The sequence below is a fragment of the Nocardia caishijiensis NBRC 108228 genome (assembly GCF_001612825.1).
Lineage (GTDB): Bacteria > Actinomycetota > Actinomycetes > Mycobacteriales > Mycobacteriaceae > Nocardia > Nocardia caishijiensis.
The window spans coordinates 149816-170303 of the sequence record NZ_BDBE01000034.1; the positions used below are offsets into that span (position 1 = coordinate 149816).

Annotated in this window: 22 protein-coding genes; 5 read left to right on the top strand and 17 right to left on the bottom strand. The window is 68.2% G+C overall.

From position 1 onward, the window contains the following. Positions 1 to 83: 83 nt before the first annotated feature. Together NC7_RS18865 and NC7_RS18870 are read right to left on the bottom strand one after the other, a co-directional pair. A complete protein-coding gene (locus tag NC7_RS18865; RefSeq protein WP_174550248.1) occupies positions 84 to 605 on the bottom strand; it encodes a DUF6912 family protein in 522 nt (173 codons plus the stop codon). Between the two features lie 40 nt (positions 606 to 645). Then, positions 646 to 2055 (bottom strand): WS/DGAT/MGAT family O-acyltransferase, encoded by a 1410-nt coding sequence (locus tag NC7_RS18870; RefSeq protein WP_067984932.1) that lies wholly within the window; start codon positions 2053 to 2055, stop codon positions 646 to 648. Between the two features lie 263 nt (positions 2056 to 2318). Between NC7_RS18870 and secA the strand changes: the two genes are divergently transcribed. Next, positions 2319 to 5120: a preprotein translocase subunit SecA gene (gene secA, locus NC7_RS18875; protein WP_084458597.1), complete on the top strand. Its 2802-nt coding sequence runs from the start codon at positions 2319 to 2321 to the stop codon at positions 5118 to 5120. 59 nt (positions 5121 to 5179) lie between these two features. Here the strand turns inward: secA and NC7_RS18880 are convergent, their stop codons facing one another. Continuing rightward, positions 5180 to 5791: a Uma2 family endonuclease gene (locus NC7_RS18880; RefSeq protein ID WP_067984936.1), complete on the bottom strand. Its 612-nt coding sequence runs from the start codon at positions 5789 to 5791 to the stop codon at positions 5180 to 5182. 465 nt (positions 5792 to 6256) lie between these two features. Between NC7_RS18880 and NC7_RS18885 the strand changes: the two genes are divergently transcribed. Together NC7_RS18885 and NC7_RS18890 are read left to right on the top strand one after the other, a co-directional pair. Continuing rightward, positions 6257 to 6523, top strand: a complete 267-nt coding sequence (locus NC7_RS18885) for a hypothetical protein (RefSeq protein ID WP_067984937.1) — start codon at positions 6257 to 6259, stop codon at positions 6521 to 6523. Next, complete coding sequence (locus NC7_RS18890; protein ID WP_067984939.1) at positions 6520 to 6939, top strand: type II toxin-antitoxin system VapC family toxin; 420 nt, start codon at positions 6520 to 6522, stop codon at positions 6937 to 6939. Before NC7_RS18885 ends, NC7_RS18890 begins: the two co-directional genes overlap by 4 nt. 6 nt (positions 6940 to 6945) lie before the next feature. On the opposite strand, the gene NC7_RS18895 is transcribed toward NC7_RS18890, so the two are convergent. Both NC7_RS18895 and NC7_RS18900 read right to left on the bottom strand, forming a co-directional pair. Then, positions 6946 to 7269 (bottom strand): hypothetical protein, encoded by a 324-nt coding sequence (locus NC7_RS18895; protein ID WP_067637425.1) that lies wholly within the window; start codon positions 7267 to 7269, stop codon positions 6946 to 6948. Further along, positions 7266 to 7544 carry a hypothetical protein gene (locus NC7_RS18900; RefSeq protein WP_067984941.1) on the bottom strand — a complete coding sequence of 93 codons (279 nt, stop codon included), beginning with the start codon at positions 7542 to 7544 and terminating at the stop codon, positions 7266 to 7268. Before NC7_RS18900 ends, NC7_RS18895 begins: the two co-directional genes overlap by 4 nt. A gap of 111 nt (positions 7545 to 7655) precedes the next feature. On the opposite strand from NC7_RS18900, the gene NC7_RS18905 reads away from it, so the two are divergent. Then, entirely contained in the window at positions 7656 to 8933 is a 1278-nt protein-coding gene (locus NC7_RS18905) for a phthiocerol/phthiodiolone dimycocerosyl transferase family protein (protein WP_067984943.1), read from the top strand. Positions 8934 to 8940: 7 nt separating this feature from the next. Here NC7_RS18905 and NC7_RS18910 read toward each other — a convergent pair whose 3' ends face one another. Genes NC7_RS18910 through NC7_RS18940 form a run of 7 tightly spaced genes read right to left on the bottom strand, consistent with a single transcriptional unit; the run spans position 8941 to position 14203 of the window. Continuing rightward, entirely contained in the window at positions 8941 to 9354 is a 414-nt protein-coding gene (locus tag NC7_RS18910) for a type II toxin-antitoxin system VapC family toxin (RefSeq protein ID WP_084458598.1), read from the bottom strand. After that, positions 9347 to 9598 carry a type II toxin-antitoxin system Phd/YefM family antitoxin gene (locus NC7_RS18915; RefSeq protein WP_067984945.1) on the bottom strand — a complete coding sequence of 84 codons (252 nt, stop codon included), beginning with the start codon at positions 9596 to 9598 and terminating at the stop codon, positions 9347 to 9349. Before NC7_RS18915 ends, NC7_RS18910 begins: the two co-directional genes overlap by 8 nt. Positions 9599 to 9650: 52 nt before the next feature. After that, positions 9651 to 11177 (bottom strand): class I adenylate-forming enzyme family protein, encoded by a 1527-nt coding sequence (locus NC7_RS18920; protein WP_067984947.1) that lies wholly within the window; start codon positions 11175 to 11177, stop codon positions 9651 to 9653. After that, positions 11174 to 11929, bottom strand: a complete 756-nt coding sequence (locus tag NC7_RS18925) for a glycosyltransferase family 2 protein (RefSeq protein WP_084458599.1) — start codon at positions 11927 to 11929, stop codon at positions 11174 to 11176. The genes NC7_RS18920 and NC7_RS18925 overlap by 4 nt, the downstream gene beginning before the upstream one ends. A 13-nt stretch (positions 11930 to 11942) precedes the next feature. Then, the gene (locus NC7_RS18930; protein WP_236573481.1) at positions 11943 to 12305 is read right to left on the bottom strand and encodes a hypothetical protein; all 363 of its coding nucleotides are present in this window, start codon (positions 12303 to 12305) and stop codon (positions 11943 to 11945) included. Further along, positions 12302 to 13168, bottom strand: a complete 867-nt coding sequence (locus NC7_RS18935; protein ID WP_067984949.1) for a beta-ketoacyl-[acyl-carrier-protein] synthase family protein — start codon at positions 13166 to 13168, stop codon at positions 12302 to 12304. The genes NC7_RS18930 and NC7_RS18935 overlap by 4 nt, the downstream gene beginning before the upstream one ends. 6 nt (positions 13169 to 13174) lie before the next feature. Next, positions 13175 to 14203, bottom strand: a complete 1029-nt coding sequence (locus tag NC7_RS18940; protein WP_067984951.1) for a 3-oxoacyl-ACP synthase III family protein — start codon at positions 14201 to 14203, stop codon at positions 13175 to 13177. A 205-nt stretch (positions 14204 to 14408) separates the two neighbouring features. Between NC7_RS18940 and NC7_RS18945 the strand changes: the two genes are divergently transcribed. Continuing rightward, positions 14409 to 15521, top strand: a complete 1113-nt coding sequence (locus tag NC7_RS18945) for a cytochrome P450 (RefSeq protein ID WP_236573482.1) — start codon at positions 14409 to 14411, stop codon at positions 15519 to 15521. A gap of 1 nt (position 15522) precedes the next feature. Here the strand turns inward: NC7_RS18945 and dprE1 are convergent, their stop codons facing one another. The 5 genes from dprE1 to NC7_RS18970 form a co-directional block, all read right to left on the bottom strand. Next, entirely contained in the window at positions 15523 to 16908 is a 1386-nt protein-coding gene (gene dprE1, locus NC7_RS18950; RefSeq protein ID WP_067984956.1) for a decaprenylphosphoryl-beta-D-ribose oxidase, read from the bottom strand. Positions 16909 to 16917: 9 nt separating this feature from the next. Further along, on the bottom strand, positions 16918 to 17565 hold the full coding sequence (locus tag NC7_RS18955; protein WP_067984958.1) for an ABC transporter ATP-binding protein: 648 nt from the start codon (positions 17563 to 17565) through the stop codon (positions 16918 to 16920). A 1-nt stretch (position 17566) separates the two neighbouring features. After that, positions 17567 to 18601 (bottom strand): ATP-binding cassette domain-containing protein, encoded by a 1035-nt coding sequence (locus tag NC7_RS18960; protein ID WP_067985130.1) that lies wholly within the window; start codon positions 18599 to 18601, stop codon positions 17567 to 17569. Between the two features lie 98 nt (positions 18602 to 18699). Then, on the bottom strand, positions 18700 to 19530 hold the full coding sequence (locus tag NC7_RS18965) for an ABC transporter permease (RefSeq protein ID WP_067984960.1): 831 nt from the start codon (positions 19528 to 19530) through the stop codon (positions 18700 to 18702). Continuing rightward, positions 19523 to 20476 (bottom strand): ABC transporter permease, encoded by a 954-nt coding sequence (locus NC7_RS18970; protein ID WP_067985132.1) that lies wholly within the window; start codon positions 20474 to 20476, stop codon positions 19523 to 19525. Before NC7_RS18970 ends, NC7_RS18965 begins: the two co-directional genes overlap by 8 nt. Positions 20477 to 20488: the final 12 nt, after the last annotated feature.

The window sequence follows — 20488 nt, forward strand, 5'->3', positions numbered from 1 at the left end:
ACCGGAGGGTGCGACGAAGGAGTGCCCGGAGGGAGGGAAGAGGCGGGGTTCAGCGCCGAGAACCGCGGCGCCAGCCGCCAATGTCACAGCAGATCCAGGAGGAAGGGGAGTTCTTGGGTCGCGTACCAGGCCAACTGGTGGTCTTCGGCGTCGCCGAGAACGAACTCCGCGTCCGGGTCGCCCAGGTCGGCGGCGTCGATCACGTCGACCGCCTTGGCCACCTGGGGTTCGGCGTCGGCCAGGTCGACGTGTACCGAGGCCACCTGGTCGTAGGTGATCGGCCCGGCCAGTTTCACCACGGCGTCGTCGAGGTCGGGGCGCAGTTTCGCGCCGGTGACGTCGGCGGCGATCACGCAGCGCCGGTAGGTCGGGCTGCCCGGGTTCGCGGCTTCGTCCGGGGTGGTGGCGTCGTCGTCGAGGTCGTCGAGGCCGTCGCGTTCGGCGGCGATGAGCCGCAGCGAGGCGCGCGCGGCCTCCGACATCGCCACCTCGGCGAGTTCGTCGTCGTCGCCCGCGGCGTAGGCCTCGCGCAGCGCGGGGGTCACCGCGAAGGCGGTCGCGCCGAGCGGGAACAGTTGGCGCTCGTCGACCAGTCGACGCAGCATCGGGATCGTCGTCGGGATGTAGACGCGTATCTTGGCGTTCTCAGAGACAGGCACCGAGCAACTCCTCCATCGATTCGTGCACCGACGCCGCGAGGACGTCGAGATCGGCCATGGCGTCGCGGTCGGCGTTGAGTCCGTAGAAGACCTGACCGTCGTACGAGGTGAGCCCGAAGCTCAGGGTCTGATTGCGCAGCAGCGGCGACACCGGATACATCTCCAGCATGCGCGCACCGCCGATGTACATCGCGGTCTGGGGTCCCGGCGCGTTGGTGATCACCAGGTTGAACGTGTTGTCGGCGAAGGTACTCGCCGCGCGCACGCTCATCGCGTGCAGGCTGGCCGGGGCGAAACCGGCCAGGTGCACGAGGGTCCTGGCCCGCACACCACGGCGTTGCCTGCCCGCGGCCTCGGTGGCGTGCGAGATGTGGGAGAGCCGCATCGTCGGATTCGGTTCGCCCACCGGTAGATCGATGAGGAACGAGGACACCTCGCTGGCGGGGGTCAGTTGGTTGTCGCCGTCGACGTACACCGACATCGGTACCACCGCACGCAGATTCGTCGATTCGACCAGTGCCTCGTTGCGCGAGAGCAGCCAGTTGCGCAGTGCCCCGGTGACCACGGCGAGCACGGTGTCGTTGATCGAGCAGTCGAAGTGCCTGCGGATCCGGCGGTAGTCCTCGAGGTCGGTGCGCACCACGTCGAAGCGGCGGCTGCGCGAGGTCCTGGCGTTGAGCGGGCTGTCGGGTGCGCCCGAGGTGGCCGCGCGAACCGCGTTGGCCGCGGCGTGCACCGCCATCCGGGCGCCGCGGACCACGCCGAACGCGCTCGAGCCCGCGTCGCGCACCGCCGAGTACGCCTCGCGTGGTTGCGCGGCCAGCTGCGACAGCGCACCGGCGAGCAGTTCCACGTCGGTGGGTTCGCGGGGCGCGCGCCAGGCGTCGTCGGCCAGTTCGCGTGGCAGCGGGCTGTTGTCGAGGATCACGTGACCGATCTCGAGGGCGGTGTCACCGTCGACGAGCGCCGAATGCGATTTCGTGAACACCGCGCCGCGTCCGCCGGACAGTCCCTCGATGAGATACATCTCCCACAGCGGCCTGCCCTGATCCAGTGGCCGGGACGCGAGCCGGGCGACCAGATCGTAGAGCTGTTCGTCGGTGCCGGGAGCGGGCAGCGCGGAGCGACGGATGTGATAGCTGATGTCGAATCGGCTGTCCTCCACCCACACCGGACGACCGAGGGCGAGCGGGATCTCGCGCACCTTGCGGCGGTAGCGCGGGACCAACGGCAGCCGGGATTCGACCAGCTCGATGAGCTGTTCGTAGTCCAGGACCTGCCCGGATCCGTCGGCGGCGGAGTTCTGGAGGATCGCGAGAGAGCCGATGTGGATGGGGTTACTGCTCGACTCGAGCCGGTAGAACGCCGCGTCCTGCGGCGTCAATCTCGTGATCACGCGCTCCGATGCTCCTTCCGTTGCACGCTTCGCGCGCCGTCGGGGCGCAGATCGGGCACCCGCCACATCCTACGGCACAGTAGGTCGATCGCGATGCCGGGCAAGCCCCCTCGTCGAATGCCGTGACCTGGGCGGATGTGAGTACCCGGTACACCGGGCACCGGTCCGTGCGGCCGGGTACGGTGGTCTGCGGACTACCATTGCCCACAACACTGTGGCTCACTAGCCCGAACCCGACTCCGACCAGAGGACTGACGAGACCCGTGCCTGCGCTGACACTGACGAGGTTGCTACGGATTGGTGAAGGCCGCATGGTCAAGCGGCTGTCGAACCTCGCCGACGAGGTCATCGCCTACGGCGAGGAGATCGAACAGCTCACCGACGACGAGTTGCGCGCCAAGACCGCCGAGTTCAAGCAGCGCTACGCCGACGGCGAGACCCTGGAAGATCTGCTGCTCGAGGCGTTCGCGGTGGCCCGCGAGGCGTCCTGGCGCGTGCTGAACCAGAAGCACTACAAGGTGCAGATCATGGGTGGCGCGTCGCTGCACCTGGGCAACATCTCGGAGATGAAGACCGGTGAGGGCAAGACCCTGACCTGTGTGCTGCCCGCATACCTCAACGCCATCTCCGGCGACGGCGTGCACGTGGTCACCGTCAACGACTACCTCGCCAAGCGCGACGCCGAGTGGATGGGCCGCGTGCACCGCTTCCTCGGACTCGAGGTCGGCGTGATCCTCGGTGGCATGACCCCGGCCGAGCGCCGCGTGGCCTACGCCGCCGACATCACCTACGGCACGAACAACGAGTTCGGCTTCGACTACCTGCGCGACAACATGACCCACTCGCTCGACGATCTGGTCCAGCGCGGGCACAACTTCGCCGTGGTCGACGAGGTCGACTCCATCCTCATCGACGAGGCGCGCACCCCGCTGATCATCTCGGGCCCGGCGGATGCCTCCTCGAAGTGGTACGCCGAGTTCGCGCGCATCGCGCCGCTGCTGAAGAAGGACGTCCACTACGAGGTGGACATCAAGAAGCGCACCATCGGTGTGCACGAGGCGGGCGTGGAGTTCGTCGAGGACCAACTCGGCATCGACAACCTCTACGAGGCCGCCAACTCGCCACTGGTGAGCTACCTGAACAACGCCATCAAGGCCAAGGAGCTCTACCAGCGCGACAAGGACTACATCGTGCGCGACGGTGAGGTCATCATCGTCGACGAGTTCACCGGCCGCATCCTGGTCGGGCGCCGCTACAACGAGGGCATGCACCAGGCGATCGAGGCCAAGGAGAAGGTCGAGATCCAGCCGGAGAACCAGACGCTGGCCACGATCACCCTGCAGAACTACTTCCGCCTCTACAACAAGCTGTCCGGTATGACCGGTACCGCCGAGACCGAGGCCGCCGAGCTGCACTCGATCTACGGCCTCGGCGTGGTGCCGATCCCGACCAACAAGCCGATGGTCCGCAAAGACCAGGCCGACCTGATCTACAAGTCGGAAGAGGCCAAGTTCAACGCCGTCGTCGACGACGTGGTGGAGCGGCACGAGAAGGGCCAGCCGGTCCTGATCGGTACCACCAGCGTGGAGCGCTCGGAGTACCTGTCCAAGCAGTTCACCAAACGCGGTGTGGCGCACAGCGTTCTGAACGCGAAGTTCCACGAGCAGGAAGCCCAGATCATCGCCGAGGCCGGTCGGCCCGGCGCGGTCACCGTGGCGACCAACATGGCCGGTCGTGGTACCGACATCGTGCTCGGCGGCAACGCCGACATCATCGCCGACATCCTGCTGCGCAAGCAGGGCCTCGACCCGGTCACCACCCCCGACGAGTACGAGGCCGCCTGGCATTCCGCGCTCGAGCAGGTGAAGAAGCAGACCGAGGAAGACGCCGAGACGGTGCGCGAGGCCGGTGGCCTCTACGTGCTCGGCACCGAGCGTCACGAGTCGCGCCGTATCGACAACCAGCTGCGTGGTCGTTCCGGTCGTCAGGGTGACCCGGGTGAGTCGCGGTTCTACCTGTCGCTGGGTGACGAGCTGATGCGCCGCTTCAACGGCGCCGCGCTCGAGGCGATCATGAACCGCCTGAACCTGCCCGACGACGTGCCGATCGAGGCGAAGATGGTCTCCAAGGCCATCAAGAGCGCCCAGACCCAGGTCGAGCAGCAGAACTTCGAGATCCGCAAGAACGTTCTGAAGTACGACGAGGTGATGAACCAGCAGCGCACCGTCATCTACGGCGAGCGCAATCGGATCCTGCGTGGCGAGGACATGGAGGGTCAGGTCCAGAACATGATCACCGACGTGATCACCGCCTACGTCGACGGCGCGACCGCCGAGGGATACATCGAGGACTGGGATCTGGACAAGCTGTGGACCGCGTTGAAGACGCTGTACCCGGTGAGCCTGGACCACAAGGAGCTGGCAGGCGAGACCGCCACCGGCGAGGCGGGCGAACTCACCCACGACGAACTGCGTGACGCGCTGCTCGACGACGCGCACACCGCCTACGAGAAGCGCGAACAGGAAATCGACGGCCTGGCCGGTGAGGGCGCCATGCGCAACCTGGAACGCCAGGTCCTGCTCTCGGTGCTCGACCGCAAGTGGCGTGAGCACCTCTACGAGATGGACTACCTCAAGGAGGGCATCGGCCTGCGCGCGATGGCCCAGCGCGACCCGCTGGTCGAGTACCAGCGCGAGGGCTTCGACATGTTCTCGGCCATGCTCGAGGGTCTGAAGGAGGAGTCGGTCGGCTTCCTGTTCAACCTGCAGGTCGAGGTCCAGCAGCCCCAGCCCGAAGGCGTCTCCATCGACAAGGGCCTGCGTTCCCCCGTCGGCGCCCGCCCCCAGGACGCCGCCCCCCAGAACCAGGCCCCGCCCGCCCTGCGCGCCAAGGGCATCGACGAGTCCACTCCCCGCGGCCTGAACTACTCGGGCCCCGCCGAGGACGGCCGCGCCGAATCCCACTCCGACGCCCAGGAATACGGCGGCCGCCCCCAGCAGTCCGGCACTCGCCGCGAACGCCGCGAGGCCGCCCGCACCGAAACCAAGGGCAAGCGTCGCCGCTGACCAGTTCTCTCGAATAGCGAAGGCCCCCACGGTTCTCTGTGGGGGCCTTCGCTGTATGCCTACGGACGATCCAACGCGTCGAAGGTGATTGCCAACGTCACCGGATTGTCGAGAACCAACGCGGTGCGGTGAACCCGATGCGGCATGTACCGCATCCCCGACCAATCGAGCCGATACTCCTCGATCCGATCGATGGATTCCCAGCTCTTGTCGAAATGCACGATCAGATAGACCGGAATTTCCGCCCGGGCATATAGTTGTCGCTTGATCCCGGTGTCGCTGTCCACCGTCGCGCGCGAGGCGACCTCGACAACCAAGGCGATATGGCTACGCACCGAATTGACGTCGTACGGTTCACAATCGCGCACAAAAATATCGGGGTACCGCACATTGAGGCGGCGATCCGCTGCTCCGTCCTCAGCATCTGCGAAACGTACAGCGACATCGGAGGCAACCCGAAGGCATGGGCCAGCCGGGTCACGCGCATTTTCGAGAGCAGCGGCCAACCTACGCACCACCCTGCTGTGCGCCTCACTCTGCGCCATCGCCCGAACAACGAGCCCGTCTACGATCTCGAAATCGCCGAATGTGCTGCTCAGGGCATCCGGCTCGGATCCGAGAAACTCTTCGGCGGTGATCCTTTGCGGTTCGTCTGGATGCACTGCGGTCACTGGTCAACTCCTCCTCGTCGCAGGCGCGTACGACACTACCGCTGTCAGCTCGGCAGTTGCATGATGGGCGCAAACGAGCCCGCGAGCGGCGCCCATCAGCGAACAGGGTGACCGTCTTGCCGGTGCGGTTGAACATCGACGCGGCGGCGGCACCGATGTGCTGGCCGCTCAGGTCGGGGGAGCCGATCCATTTCCGCTTTCGAGCTCGACGGTGTGTTCTTCGTCGGGCGCCGCACCGAACCCGACAAGCATCGCGAGTATCACCGTGAACACTGTCCGCACGGCGTCGGAATGCACCCGGAAACTGCTCTCCCGCAGCAGGTTCCGTACGCAACGAAACCCGCGTTCGGGCGTGGTTTCGATTGTTCAGCACAACGAGCATCCCGGCTGTCGCGGCGGCGCCCGTGTCAGCGTTCATCATCAGCGCATCGCCACAACCGCGACCGTGCATGTACAATTGCATGCATGGTCGCCTTGCAGATTCGAGACGTTCCCGAGCCTCTGCGGGATCAGTTGGTCGCGTTGGCTCGCCAGCGAGGCCAGTCTTTGCAGGCATTCCTCTTCGATCTGGTGCGCGACGAAGCCCGGCGTCAGGACAACATCGCGGTGCTCAAGCAGTTCAGTCCCGCCACCTGGGATGTCGCGTTCACTGCTCAGGACGTGCTAGTGGCCTTGGACGATGAACGCTGCGAGCGGGACTCGGCGTTGGACGGTCCGGGAGCGCGCGAGTGATCGTGGTCGACGCTTCGGTCTTCGTTCACGGGCTCCTGAACCCCGACCCACTCGGTACGGTCTGCCGAGATGCCCTGGAAGCCGACAATCGCTGGATCGCCCCGCAGCATTGGACTGTCGAGGTTCTGTCCGTCATCCGCCGATTCGCCCGCGCGGGCACCATCACCTCCGAGCAGGCCGCTCGGGCTGTCACCGCGTTGGAAAAACTCGACCCCGAAGTTCCGGTCACGCGCGTACTCGTCCCGAGAATCTGGGCACTGCACGACAATCTGACCGCCTACGACGCCGCTTATGTCGCCGCGGCCGAGGCTTATGGTTGCGATCTGCTCACCACCGATTCGAGGCTGGCGAACGCGCCGGGCATCACCTGCGCGGTGCGTGTCCTGACGCCCGTGAACACTGCACCGATCCAGTAGGGCCGTTCAGCTGGCTCGGTGGATGGGGTGGACGCGGGAGAGGGCGCGTTTGGCTTCGGCCAGGGAGATCATGTGGTCTTCGTCGTCGATTTCGGCGACGGCGGCCTCGGCCCATTCGCGCAGTAGTGTCGATACTCCGACGCGCCGTTCGTCGGCCAGATCCTTGAGCCGGGAATGCAGGCCGAGCGGTAACCGGATCGATGTGGTCACCATGATGTCCTCGTTGGCGGGCAGTCGGGGCGGCGCGTCGGCGGGCTCGTCGGAGAAACTCAACCGATCCATGAAGTCGGCGAGTTCTTCTCGGCTGGACGGAAAGTCCTGATCGCTCATGATGGATTCCCACTTTCCCACTGCTCGAATCGCGCCAGTTCCTCGGCGCGCATCGTCCGTGCGCCGATGATCACCCACGTCCAGTCGTCGCGCTGCCGTGTCACCACGATCAACGGACGCCCGGCCGTGGTGCGCCCCCACACCGTCAGGACGGTCACCTGGCCGTCGAAGGCCGGGCGTGGCCACCGTCGTGACGCTGCGAGGACCTGCCGAACCTCGCTGGGTTCGATACCGATCAGGTGAGCGATCGCCCAATCAGGCCACTCGAAACCCATAAGTCCATAATACGCATGTAGTAACGCGCTGTGAAAGAGCCGTGTATCGAACCGACCCCGGTTCGTTAGGCTCGCCGTGACTCGTTTTCTGACGAAGGGGAGGGCGCGACGGTGCGCACGGACTCGGTGGAGCGGGCGTTGTCGGCGTCGGAGCGCTGGTTCTGGTTGGTGGATCAGTTGTCGCCCGCGAATTGTGTGGTGCGGATCCGGGTGCGTGGGGCGATCGGTGCGTATCGGCTGGAATCCGCGGCCGAGGCGCTGGTCGCGGAATTCCCGTTGTTGCGGTCGGTGGTCGGCGCGGGCCCGTGTTTCGTCGCCTCCGCTGATCCGCATCTGCCGGTACTGCATCGCATCGTCGGTGATCTCGACGACTGGCGCACGGTGTTCGACACCCAGCTCGCCACACCGGTCGACCTGGCGACCTCCCCGGGCAGGATCGTCGACCTCGCCTTCCGGCCGGGCACCGAGGACGAGCAGCACGACCTGATCGTGGTGTTCTCCCACGTGTATCTCGACGGGCGGTCGATGGTGGCGCTGGTGTGGCGGTTGCTCGCCTACGCGTTCGGCGCCGAACCGGTGGTCGCCACCCGTTCGGCGATTCCCGCCCCGGACGACCTGATTCCGCCCGCGCAGACCCGGATGGTCCGCTGCCTGTGGACTAATGTGGCAGGCCAACTCAGGGCCGTCGCGCGCCGTGCGGTGAGTCTGCCCGGTGTCCCACCCCCGTTGGGGATGCGTCGCACCCGCACCGTCGTCCGCACGATCACCGGCGACCTGCTCGCCGGACTGCGATCCCGCTGCCACCGCGAAAGCGTCACTGTCAGCGCACTGCTGGCGGCCGCGTTGGCCGAAGCGATCGGCGACTACGCCCCGCGCGATTCCGGGGTGGTCGGCATGGGCGTCCCGGTCGACATCCGCTCCCGACTGAATCCCCCTCCCGCCGAGGACGAACCAGGCATGTTCACCGCCGTGGTCCCCACCTTCGTCCCCTTCGGCACCGACCTGCCGTCCGCCGCACGATCAGCGAAAGCCCAGTTGGACAAGGGGATCGCCCGCCACACCGACCTCCGCGCACTGGCGGCCATCCGCTACGGCTGCCCCCGCACTCTCGAATCCGGCCGACGCACCATCGAACTCATCGACCGTCGCGCCCCCTGGAACGTCACCCTCAGCAACCTCGGCCGCATCACCCCACCGCGACCACCCGAGCCCCTGCACATCGCCGACGTCACCGTCGCGGGAACCAATTCCTGCGCCAGCGCCCTCACCGTGGGTGTCGCCACTTTCGACAACACCCTGTCGATCACCTTCTGCTACGTCGACACCATGGTCCCCAGAGCAACCATCGAAGCCCTCGCCGACACTATGATCGCCACTGCCACGGCGTAGCGATATCTCAGACCGGAACAACGTTGAGCAGCGGGCCGAGTCCCTTGAAATCATCCGGGTTGCGTGTGTACAGCGGCAGTGCGTGTTGGACAGCTGTCGCGGCGATCTGCAGGTCTGCTACGCGGCTGCGGGGTTTACGGCCGAGTTGTTCGACCAGTAGGGCCAACGATCCGTAGACGTGCGCCGTTTCGGCGTCGAAGACCAAGGGGTCGAATGTTCGCACCACCCAGTGGAACTGGAGTTGGCGTTGGGCTCGATGCACCGGGTCCTTCGCCGCGTGGACCCCGGCTGCGAGTTCGGCGAGACTGACTGCGCTGATCGCGGCTTCGGCCTGACCGGGAAGTGCGGTGTGGATCTCGGCGTAGTCGACGAGGACCGAAGTATCGAGCAGAATGTTGAGGGGTTCGACAGCCTCACTCACGGCCGGGGACTTCAGGATCGATCATTGCGTCGAGGTCGGCTCGCCACTGGTCGTATCCGACAGCGGGCAATGTGGCGCTGGTGCGCGCCAGCTCGGAGACCGGGACGAATGTCCGTCGAACCAATGGCTCGAGCTTGGCCACCGGATTGCCGTTGCGCGTGATGATGAAGCTCTCCCCGGCTTCGACAGCGGCCAGCACTTTCCCGCTGTCGTTGCGTAGGTCGCGTTGCTGGATCTGCCTCATGGAGCCAGTGTACGCCGCTGCTACAGCATGTACGAAATGCTACGGAATGTGCTCAGTGCAGCCGGGCGCGCACCATCTCCCGCAGCGCGGTGCGGTCGGGTTTGCTCGTGCGGCCGGTGACGGGGATGTGGTCGACGGTGATGATGTCGTCCGGGAGGGCGGAGGTGTCGATGAGCTGGGGGAGGGAAGTGCGGAGACGGTCGACCACGTCGCCCGCGTCGGGCTCGGCGACTATCGCGAGGACGATGCGCTCGTCGCCGATCTCGTCGGGCAGCCCGACCATGACGGCGTCGCGCACGCCGTCGACGGCGGCGATCACCGGTTCGTAGAGTCCGGGGTAGATGTTGGTCTTGCCCCGGATCATCATGTCCTTCTTGCGCCCGGTGAGGACGAGGCGAGTGCCGTCGAAGCGGGCGAGGTCGCCGGTCGCGATCTCGGTCAGCGGTGGTTCGCCGAGGTAGCCCCGGCACAGGTTGGGTCCGCTCAGGACCAGTTCGCCGTCGTCGGCGATACGTGCCCGGACACCGCGGACGGGCGGGCCGAGCAGGTCGCCGTCGTGGGCCAGCTTGTCCGCGCCGGTGGCGACCGCGACGGGCAGGATCTCGGTCATGCCGTAGACGGCGAGGAATTCAGTGGCGGGCAACGACTTCTGTGCCCGGCGCAGTAGCGCGGCGGTCACCGGCGCACCCCCGAGCGCCACCTGGCGGAGGTAGCGAGGTGCCGCGATGCGGCCCGCTTCCAGCGCGTCGAGGGCGACGGCGAGGTCGGCGGGTGTGTAGAAGGCGTGGGTCGCGCTGCGCAGGTCACGCGTGAACCGCACCGGGTCGATGTGCGTGCCGAAGAGGGGATATCGCGGCATGGCCCAGCGGGCGCCGGACATCAGCGCGGGCAGGCCCATCATGAGCTGTTCGGTGTGCAGGAACGCGCCGGGCGCGAGACTGGTCTGCCCGCACATGGCCGCGAGCCCCGCGCTGAGCGAAGCACGCGTGTGCACAACGGCTTTCGGCTCGTCGGTGGTCCCCGAGGTGAATACGATGAGCGCTTCGGATTCCGGATCGCCCTGGGGCAGCGCGGAATCCGGCGCGTCACCGAATATCCGCCGTAGCGGCAGGGATCGCAAGGGCGTGCCGGGCAACCACACCCCACTGTGCAGGTGCCGTACGTCGAGGTCGCCGAACCGTGGCAAGGCCAGCCCCCGCTCGCGCCCGAAGCGGGCCAGCGGGCCACTCACCGAGTAGAGCAGCGATTCCGTTGCCGCCCAGCGGGGTTCGACCAGCGCGATGCGTCTGGCGAACAACTCCGGCCCCACGCCGGGGTCGACGAACACGATGGTTCCGCCCGCCGCGATGGTGCCGAAGATCAAACCGACGGAACTCACCGACGGGCGGATCGAGAACAGCATCCGGTCGCCGGGCCGCAACCCGGCCACCCGCAGGTTGTGGGCCACCCGGCCGATCGTGTCGACCAGCTCCTGGTAGGTGAGGGCCCGCTTGCCGACGGTGCCGAGCGCGGAGGCGTCCGGAATCCGGGCGGCGTGGGCGGCGAGACGGTCGAGGAAATCGGGGGACGACGAGCTCACCGGATGTCGACCACCTCGGGCCGGTACCGGTGATCGGCGTACCAGGCCAGCGTCTTGCGGATGCCCCAGGCGCGCACCCGTCGGTTCGACCCGTACACCCGCACGTCGCGGCGCAGCCCGTACTCGGTGGTGATGGTGCGCACCGCGTTCACCAGCGCGCGGTCCTCGTGCAGTTCCTCGATCGCGGTGCGCGGGAAACCGCCTGCGGCCGAATACAGTTCGGCGGTGATGGCCATATTGCACCCCGGTGTCATCACATACGGCCCGAGGTAGCGCGGGTCACGATTGCCCGACCTGATCTTGCCGAACAGCGACGCCAGCTCGAGCGCCACCCGGATGATCGTGCGGTCCGACCAGGACACTCCCTCGTCGGTCCGGGGGATCAGCTGTCCGCTCACCAGGCGCAGGCCGGAATCGAACCCGGCGCGGATCCGCTGGGTCCAGTCCGGCGCGGGTAGACAGTCGGCGTCGGTGCGGGCCAGCAGCCGGGCACCCTGCGAGATCGCGTATCGCATACCGGTGTCGGCGGCGGCACCGGTGCCCTTCTGTACCTCGTCGATCACCTCGATCACCGGGACCGGGTGCGCCGCGGCGAATTTCCGCACGACCTCGACGGTGCGATCGGTCGAGTTGTTGTCGACGACGACCACGGTGAAATCGGTGTCGCGTTGGGCGGCAATCGCTTCCAGCGTCGCCTCGATCCCGCGTTCCTCGTCGAACGCGGGGATCACCACCCACAGCGGCGTCGTCACGGGTATCGGCGGATCATGGCTCGCCCAGGGTCTTCCACCAGGTGGCGCCGAGCAACATCGTCATCAGTGCCGCCCGGCCCGCCGGGATACCGCGTGCGGCGGCGACCCGCCGCGCGGCCGGGATCTGGGCGGCGTGCACACCGACACTGAGCACCACATCGATCCAGAACGCCACCCGGAGCACCGTGGTGCGGAAGGGCCGGATCACGCCGAGGATCAGGAACAACCAGCCGAAGATCGGGATGGCCCGCAGCGCGAGCACCGCCTCGCGGCTCGGGGCACGGGCGGGTTCGGCCCGGTGGCGACCCGGTTGGGGCACGCTCACCTGCCAGGACTCGCCCTCGGCCGAGACCGCGTGCAACGGACGACTGCTCACCGCACTCCCTGTCCTCGGTAGGTCACCGCCGCCGCCGTCGGCCCGCCGTCGGCGGCGACGAACAACAGCGCGCGATTGTCGTGTCCCGCCGCTCGCGCGGCGACATAGGCACCGGTGAGGGCGGAGGTGTGGGCGTCACCGGCGAAGTCGTCGGTCACCACCGTCGCGACGCCGAGTTCGCGTGCGAGGTCGGTGGCGAAGTCGGGCGTCGGCTTACCGCACACCAGCACTGTATCGGCCGGGTCGAGACCGTCGGTGGCCAGTGCGTCACGTGCCGCGATCACCGCGTGCTCGACGAGTTCTGCTGTGCCGGTGGCGAGTTCGACAGTCAGCGCGGAGCGGCCCTCGGCACCCATCTCGGCCAGGGCGACATATCCCTGCGCAGCGGGCACCGTGTCACCGGCGCTCACGTGGACATCCCCGAAACCGTAGGCGTCGGCGCGGTTCTCGAGGACCAGTGCCGCGCCGACGGGTTGGAACGGGAACTGCGCGTCCGGGCTCATCGAGGGATGCGCGTCACCGGAGACGATCACCACGTGCCCGTTGGGCAGGTCGGCCAGCAGCGAGGCGGCCACCCCGATGGCGTTCACCGGACCGCAGGCCCCGTTCATCAGGTCGAACGACAGGCACGGCACATCGCCGGGCCGGTATTCGAGGCCGATGCCCGCGGCCTGCTGGATGAGGGCCGCCACCGCCGGTTCCACCAGGTTGGCGTCGCGGTACACCCCGACATTGATGAGCGCGTCGACCTGCTCGTGCGGACAGCCCGCCGCGTCGAGCGCGGCACCGGCGGCCTCGGCCGCCTGCCTCACCGAGCTGACGCCACCGGTGCGGGTGATTGCCGCCGAAATGATAATTCCCATACTGTCCTATACCCGAAGATCGCCCAGTGTCACCGACAAAAATCCCGCGACCACCCCGGAGGCGGCGGGCACGAACAGCACCTTCGACCTCGGGGTGATCCGGCCGTGCCGCAGCGCGTCGTAGAGGACGACGAAATGCGAAGTCGAGGCGGTGTTTCCGTACTTGTCGAGAACGGCGAGCCGGGGTGGCATCGCGGAGTCGAACTCGCGCTCGGCGATCTTGTCGATCAATTCCACTGCCGGGCCGCTGAATTGGTGGTGGATCAGATAGTCGTACCCCTCGGCGGCGAAACTCGAGTCGCGCTCGGTGAGGAACTGCTGCTGACGCGAGGTCCACAGCAGATACCGCGATTCGTTGTGCATCGCCCGGTTGTCGGTGTAGAGCGCTACGCCCGCGCTGCGGTCGCTCGGCATACCGAGGCACAGCTCGGCGTAGGCGGCGCTGGTGTTGAGTTCCACGTAGTCCAGGCCTGGCCCGTCGGTGGCGTCGAGCAGCACGGCCGCGCCCGCGTCGCCGACGGTGAGCGAGGCGAACTGTGGGTCGTACTTCGCGGAGATCTCGCGGACCGCCGTGTCGGAGATCGGGGTGATGCACTCACCGGAGACCACCAGGCCACGCCGCACCGCGCCGGACCGAATCAACCTGTCCAGCACCAGAACTCCGGTGAGCATGCCCGCGCACGCGTTGGAGACGTCGAAATGGATCGCGCGTGTGGCGCCGAGGGTGTTGCGCAGCATCAGCGCGAACGACGGTTCGAGGCAGAAATCGGTGCCGCGGGTGCGGGTGATCGAACATGAGATCACCACGTCGAGGTCGGCGGCCTCGTAGCGCGAATTCGCCAGCGCGGTGCGGGCGGCGGCAAGGGCGATGGTGAACGAGTCCTCGTCGTCACCGCGCACCCGCCGGGCCCTGACCCCGCTGACCTTCTCCAGATCCAGCGGCGCCTCGACGGCGAGCCGGCTCATCAGTTCCGCCGTGGTCAGCTCGCGGGACGGCAGATACGCGCCGATCGCTTCGATTGTCGATCTCACCATGTGTGTCACTTCCAGCTATCGCGCGACGGCCGACTCCGCCACCGTGCGTCCCGCCGATCCTAGTCACAGACCTTCACTAATCGGGCCTGGTCAGCTAGATTCTGCCGGGGTGTGGAGTACTGCTCGTCGCCGTGAACTCACCCTACTCGCCGCAGGTCAGCCCTGGTTACCGGGCTTGTTGCTGGTGGGAAGGGTCGCGCGGCCCGTGCGCAAAGTGCCCGCACTCGGTTGGTTCGTCGCCGATCCCGTGGTCGCCCGCCAGATCTACAACGACAGCACCCACTTCAGCATCGTCTCCGAGGGCGCGGCCGGGCACTGGTGGTCGCAGGTGATCGGTGACTGGGTGCGTGACCTGTTCGAGGGCCCCGGCCACACCGAGCTGCGGACCAAGGTGCGTGACCTGTTCACCCTCACCCACACCGACGCCCTCGTCCGCCGCGTCATCGGCCCCGACCTGCGTGATCTGCGCGAGCGGCTGGCGGCGGGGGAGACCGTCGACATGGCCGCCCGCGCGCAGATCCTCGTCGGTCGCAGCGTGTCCGACCTGGTCGGCATGCGGCCCGAGGACATCGCCGCGGCCATCGGCGGCGACCCCGACGCCGACCAGGACGCCCTGTTCCTTCGCCTGTTCCACCATGTGGAGGAACTGGTCAACCTGGGTTTCGGCACGATGGCCTCCACCACTCTCGACCCGGTGGCGGTGGCACGCGCCAGGGAACTGGCCACCCAGCTGGCCGTCAATGTCCCTGTCGCCTATGAACGGGCCGATCCCGACACCACCCTCGGCCGCTGCCGCGAACTCGGTCTGGCGGTCGAGCACGCGGCGGGCCTGGCGATCCTCATGGCCGTCGCCGGAACCGACACCCTGGCCAGCGCCATGACCAGGATGGTCGCGATCATGCACGACACCGATCAGCACCGTGCCCTGCTCGCCGCACCCCATCGCCTGCCCGACGCCGTCCGCGAAACCCTGCGCGTGACGAGTCCCGCGTATCTGGTCGGTCGGTCGGTGACCGCCGACGTCCGCGTCGCCGACCGCGACCTGAAAGCCGGTGACCACGTCAAGATCCTCACCTGGACCATCAACAACGCCGCGGGCGATTTCGACGTCCACCGTGACTACAACCCCGAGACCCGCCAGCTCTGGTTCGGCGGCGGCCGCCACCTGTGCCTCGGCGCGCAACTGGTGCACTCCGAGCTCACCGCCCTGCTCGAAGCGCTCACCGCCGCCGGGCGGCCGTGGGAGATCGTCCACCGCCGCTACCGGCGCAAAGTCTTCATCCCCACCTACGAATCGCTGCGGATCCGCCTGGCCTGACTCAGCCGAGCAGACGCAGACGGCGGGCGAGGTCGGAGGTGAAGACGCCGGAGGGGTCGACCAGGTCCCGGGTTCGGCGCCATTCGTCGAGGCGGGGATACATGGCCTCGACCATGTGCGGGGTCGTGCGGGAGTCCTTGGCGAAGTAGAGGCGTCCGCCCGCGGCGAGCACCCGTTCGTCGAGTTCGGCGCAGAACCGGCCGAGGCCGTCGGTGAAGGCGAAATCCAGGCTGAGCATGTAGCCGGGGTGCGGCCAGGACAGCGGTGCCGAATTGCTCGCGCCCATGCGTTTGAACACGTTGAGGAAGGAATGGTTGCCCGATTCGGCGATGGCGCGCACGGCATCGGCCAGCTGCTGTTCGGCGCCGAACGGCATCGAGAACTGGTATTGCAGGAAACCGCGTTTGCCGTAGGCGCGATTCCATTCCCCGAGCAGGTCGAGCGGGTGATAGAACTGCGTCAGATTCTGGATGCGACCGCGCGCCCGGCGCGGAAACATCCGGTGCGCGGCCTCCCCGGCGATGCGCGTGGTGACGGCGTTGACCATGCCGTTCGGGAAGATGTCGGGCACTGTGAACAATTGTGGCGCATCGAAGGTCAGCGGCCGCGCGCGCAATTTCGGGGGTAGCTGATCGAGTGTGGCCAGCGATCCGCGGCTGAAACCCGCCCGGCCGAGCTTGGCCCCGGTGGAAATGGTGTCGGGCACCGCCATCGAATAGTCGTAGCCGTCGTCGGATCCGCCGGTGAGCAATTCCATGGTCTCGTCGAGATCGCGGGTGCGGTCGTTGTCGACGATGAAATACGCGGTCTCGGTGTGCTTCAACCGGATTCGGGCACCGGTGATGATGCCGGTGAGTCCCATCCCGCCGACCGTCGCCCAGAACACCGCGCTGTCGGGGCCGTCGGGTGTCAGGGTGCGCAGGTCGCCGTCGGCGGTGAGCAGATCGAGCGAGAGGACGTGATTGCCGAAACTGCCCTGCGAATGATGGTTCTTCCCGTGGATGTCGGCGGCGATCGCGCCACCGACGGTCACCTGGCGGGTACCCGGCAGCACCGGCACCCAGAGGCCGGACGGCAGCGCCGCCCGCATCAGCGCGTCCAGGCTCACGCCCGCGTCCACGTCGACGATCCCGCTGTCCGGGTCGATGTGATGGATCCGGTCGAGGGCGGTCATGTCGACCACCAGCCCGCCGCCGTTCTGGGCGGGGTCGCCGTAGCTGCGCCCGAGCCCGCGCGCGATCACCCCGCGCGCGCCCGCCGTGCGCACCCGTTCGGCGATCAGCTCGAGATCGCGCGTGCGCAGTACCTCGGCGACAGTCGGCGAGGTGCGCCCCCACCCGCTCAAACTCCGTCGCGTTGCCGTGCATGTCCCCTGCGTCGATGTCACGCGGCAACGCTAGATCGGTTCGCTGAGGCCCGCCTGAGGGAGTTGTGGAGAAAGTGTGCCCTTGTGCAGGGTGTGCACGCGGGTGCACGCCACGTCGAGCAGGGCGGGATCGTGGCTGATGAGGAGCACACCGAGGGTGCTGGCGTGCTGGATGACCAGGCGGATGACGGCGGCGGTCGTCGCCGCGTCGAGCATGGCGGTCGGTTCGTCGAGGAGCAGGTAGCGGGGCTGCTGGGCGAGGGCGCGGGCCAGGCAGGCGCGTTGGAGTTGGCCCTCGCTGAGGGTGTGTGGTCGGCGGTCGAGCAGGTCGGGGGTGAGGCCGACGGCGGCGGCGAGGGCGGGGATGTCGGTGGGGCGGCGGTGCATTCGGGTGGGCTCGGCGATGATCTCGGCGACGGTGAAGTGCGGATTCGTCGCCGCGCGGGGTGATTGGAAGACCATGGCCACGGTGCCGCGTGCGCGTCGGGGAGGTGTGCCCTCGACCGTCACCCGCCCCGCGTCGGGGGTGCGCAGACCGGCGAGGGTGGTGGCGAGAGTGGTTTTGCCCGAGCCGGATTCGCCGCCGAGCCCGACGATCTCGCCGGGTGCGATCGTGAGCGAGACGTCCGCGAGGACGGGGCGGCCGTAGCCGACGGTGATCGAATCAGCGTGCAGCACGTCAACTCCTCGCGCGTCGGATCAGGCGCTGCTCCACCGGAACCAGCGTGGTCGGCCCGCCCGCGTAGGGGCAGCTGTCGGACAGGTTCGTCAGCTCCCGTGGCGGGTGGGGGAGCGGGTGCAGCCCGTTCTCGGGCAGTGCGGCGAGCAGGTCGCGCGTGTAGTCGTGCCACGGATCGGCGAAGACCTCGGCCGCCGGACCCACTTCCATCAGCCGGGAGGCGTACATGACGGCCACCGTGTCGGCGATACCCGTGCGCCGCAGGTGGCTCAGATCGTGCGTGATGAGCAGGACCGCCGCGCCCGCGTCGGCGCACGCACGCAGCAGGGCGCCGATCCGATCGGTGTGGTCGCGGTCGAGTCCGGCCGTCGGTTCGTCGGCGACGATCACCGCCGGATCACCCGCCAGCGCCGCGGCGACCGCCGTCCGCTGGGCCATCCCGCCGGACAACTGGTGTGGGTAGAGGTCGAGTGCCGAGGGATCGAGCCCGGCCCGGCGCGACAGGTCGGCGGGTGTGTGCGAAGTGCCGAGCGCGGCAATCGTTTCCGCGAGTTGCGAGCCGATCGTGCGGACAGGTGTGAAGTGCGTGCTCGCCGATTGCGGGATCAGCGCGATATGCCTGCCCCGGTACGGCTCGACGAGGTGTCCGCGTGCGGGCCGCCCACCCGGCAGGCCGATCCGTCGGCGCCGAGTGAGCCCCGGTGCGCCGGGTTCGACAGACGAGCGTCCTCGCCGGGCTCCCCGCTGGCTCGGCTCCTCGACGCTGTCGGGCTCGGCGGAACCGAGGTGCCGGACGACATCGATGCCTCGGTCACCCAGGCCCAGCCGAACAGCGCCGCCGACAACTGCCTCCGGCGGCAGTGTGCCCATCACCGCACTCGCGACAACCGACTTCCCGCACCCGGATTCACCAACCAGCGCGGTCACCGTGCCCGGTGCCACGTCGAGCGACACCTCACTCACCGCGTGCACGACCGCGCCACGTCGAACCGGGATCCGCACGGTCAGCGAGTCGATACGCAGACCCTGCCGCATTCGCTCCGCGCAGCCACGAGTCGCCCGCCCGTCCGCGCCCGGACCGCTGTCGCTGGGACGCTGCGTGGTTTCCCGGCTGTCCGCGTCGAGTTTGTCGGTCATCGCGGAATACGGGAAGGTTTGGGCGGCACCAGGATTGCACGCAGCGACGAACCCGCCACGGCGACGGCGAGCGTCGTCGCCACCAGGAAACCCGCGGGGAACACGAGGGTCCACCATCCGCCGAGCAACAGCGAACTCCGCGCCTCCTCGAGCAGCGTGCCGAGGCTCGGTTCGTGCGGCGGCAACCCGAACCCGAGGAACGACAGCGTCGACTCGTGCCAGATCGCGTGCGGCAGTAGCAGAACCACCGCGATCAGCGCTTGCGGCGCCACCGCGGGCAGCAGGTGCCGGGTGAACAGGTGGGTATGTCCGGCTCCGGCGAGCACGGCGGCGGCGATGTAGTCGCGTTCGCGCAGGCTCACGCTCTCCGCCCGCACGATCCGGGCCACCTGAACCCAATGGGTGAGCCCGATGGACAACACCACGGCCAGGGTGTTGCCCCGGAACAGCGCGACGATCACGATGCCGAGCAGCAGGTGCGGCAGAGCGTTGGCGGTGTCGGCGAAGCGCATCAGTATCCGGTCGACCCGTCCGCCGACCAGCGCCGACACCCCGCCGACCAGCACGCCGAGCACCGTCGACACCGCCGCCGCGCACACCGCGACCACCAGCGAGGTGCGCAACGCCGCCGCGATCCGCGTGAACAGCGACCGTCCCGCCGCATCGGTACCGAACCACCACTGCCCCGACGGTGCCCGCCGGGCCTCGGCGAAATCGGTGAGCCGGTCGTCCACTCCGCCGAGCCAGGGCACGACCAGTGCGTACCCCAGCACCACGGCCAGCACCGTGATGGCGACGACGAGGCGCCGTCGAGCACCGTCACCCATCGGCGCGCACCCGCGGATCCAGCAGCACCACCGCGATGTCGGCGAGCAGCGAACCGAGCAGCACCGCACCCGTGGCGGCGACCGTCAGCGTGGCCAACAACGCCATGTCCAGGTCTTTCGCCGACTGCACGAAGGCACCCGCCACCCCGGGCCAGGAGAAGATCTCCTCCACCAGCACCGCGCCGACCACCACCTCGGGCAGTCGCGCACCCAGAATCGTGACGAACGGTGCCAGCGACGACGGCAGGATGTGGCGACGGGTGATGGTCGCGGTGTCGATGCCGCGCGTCACCGCGCCGACGACGAAATCCTCACCGCGATTGGCGGCGACCGTCTCCCGCACCGCGAGCACCAGCCACGGCAGCTGCGAGAGCGCCAACGCCGCGGCGGGGAGAACCAGGTGCCGCGCCACCTGCCCCGCGTCGATCTCGGCCCCCGCATCGGTGAGCCCGGCGGGCGGTAGCCAACCGAGCCCCACCGCGAACACACCGATCACGGCCAGCGACACGACGAACGGCGGCAGCCCCTGCAGGGCGACGCAGGCGGCGCCGACCACCCGATCGAACAGTCCACCGCGCCGCATCCCCGCGGCCACCCCGACGGTGAGCGACACCCCGACGGCCACCGTCATGGCGACTACCACCAGCAGCATCGTCCACGGAAGACGCTGGGCGAGAAGATCTCCCACCGGCTGCGCGAAACTGCGTGAGACCCCGAGGTCGCCGGTGCACAGCTCGGCGACCCACCGGCCGTAGAGCCGATACCAGGGCAGGTCGAGCCCCAGTTGCCCGGCGAGCACCGCGCGGTCGGCGGCGCCGGTGCTTTCGTAGCGGTCGCCGAGATAGCCGACCAGCGGGTCGAACGGTGACACCGCCGCCGCCGCGAACAGCGCCGCCGACACCACGACCAGCACCGGTACCAGTGCCAGTACCCGCCGCCGCGTCATCCGGGCGATTCC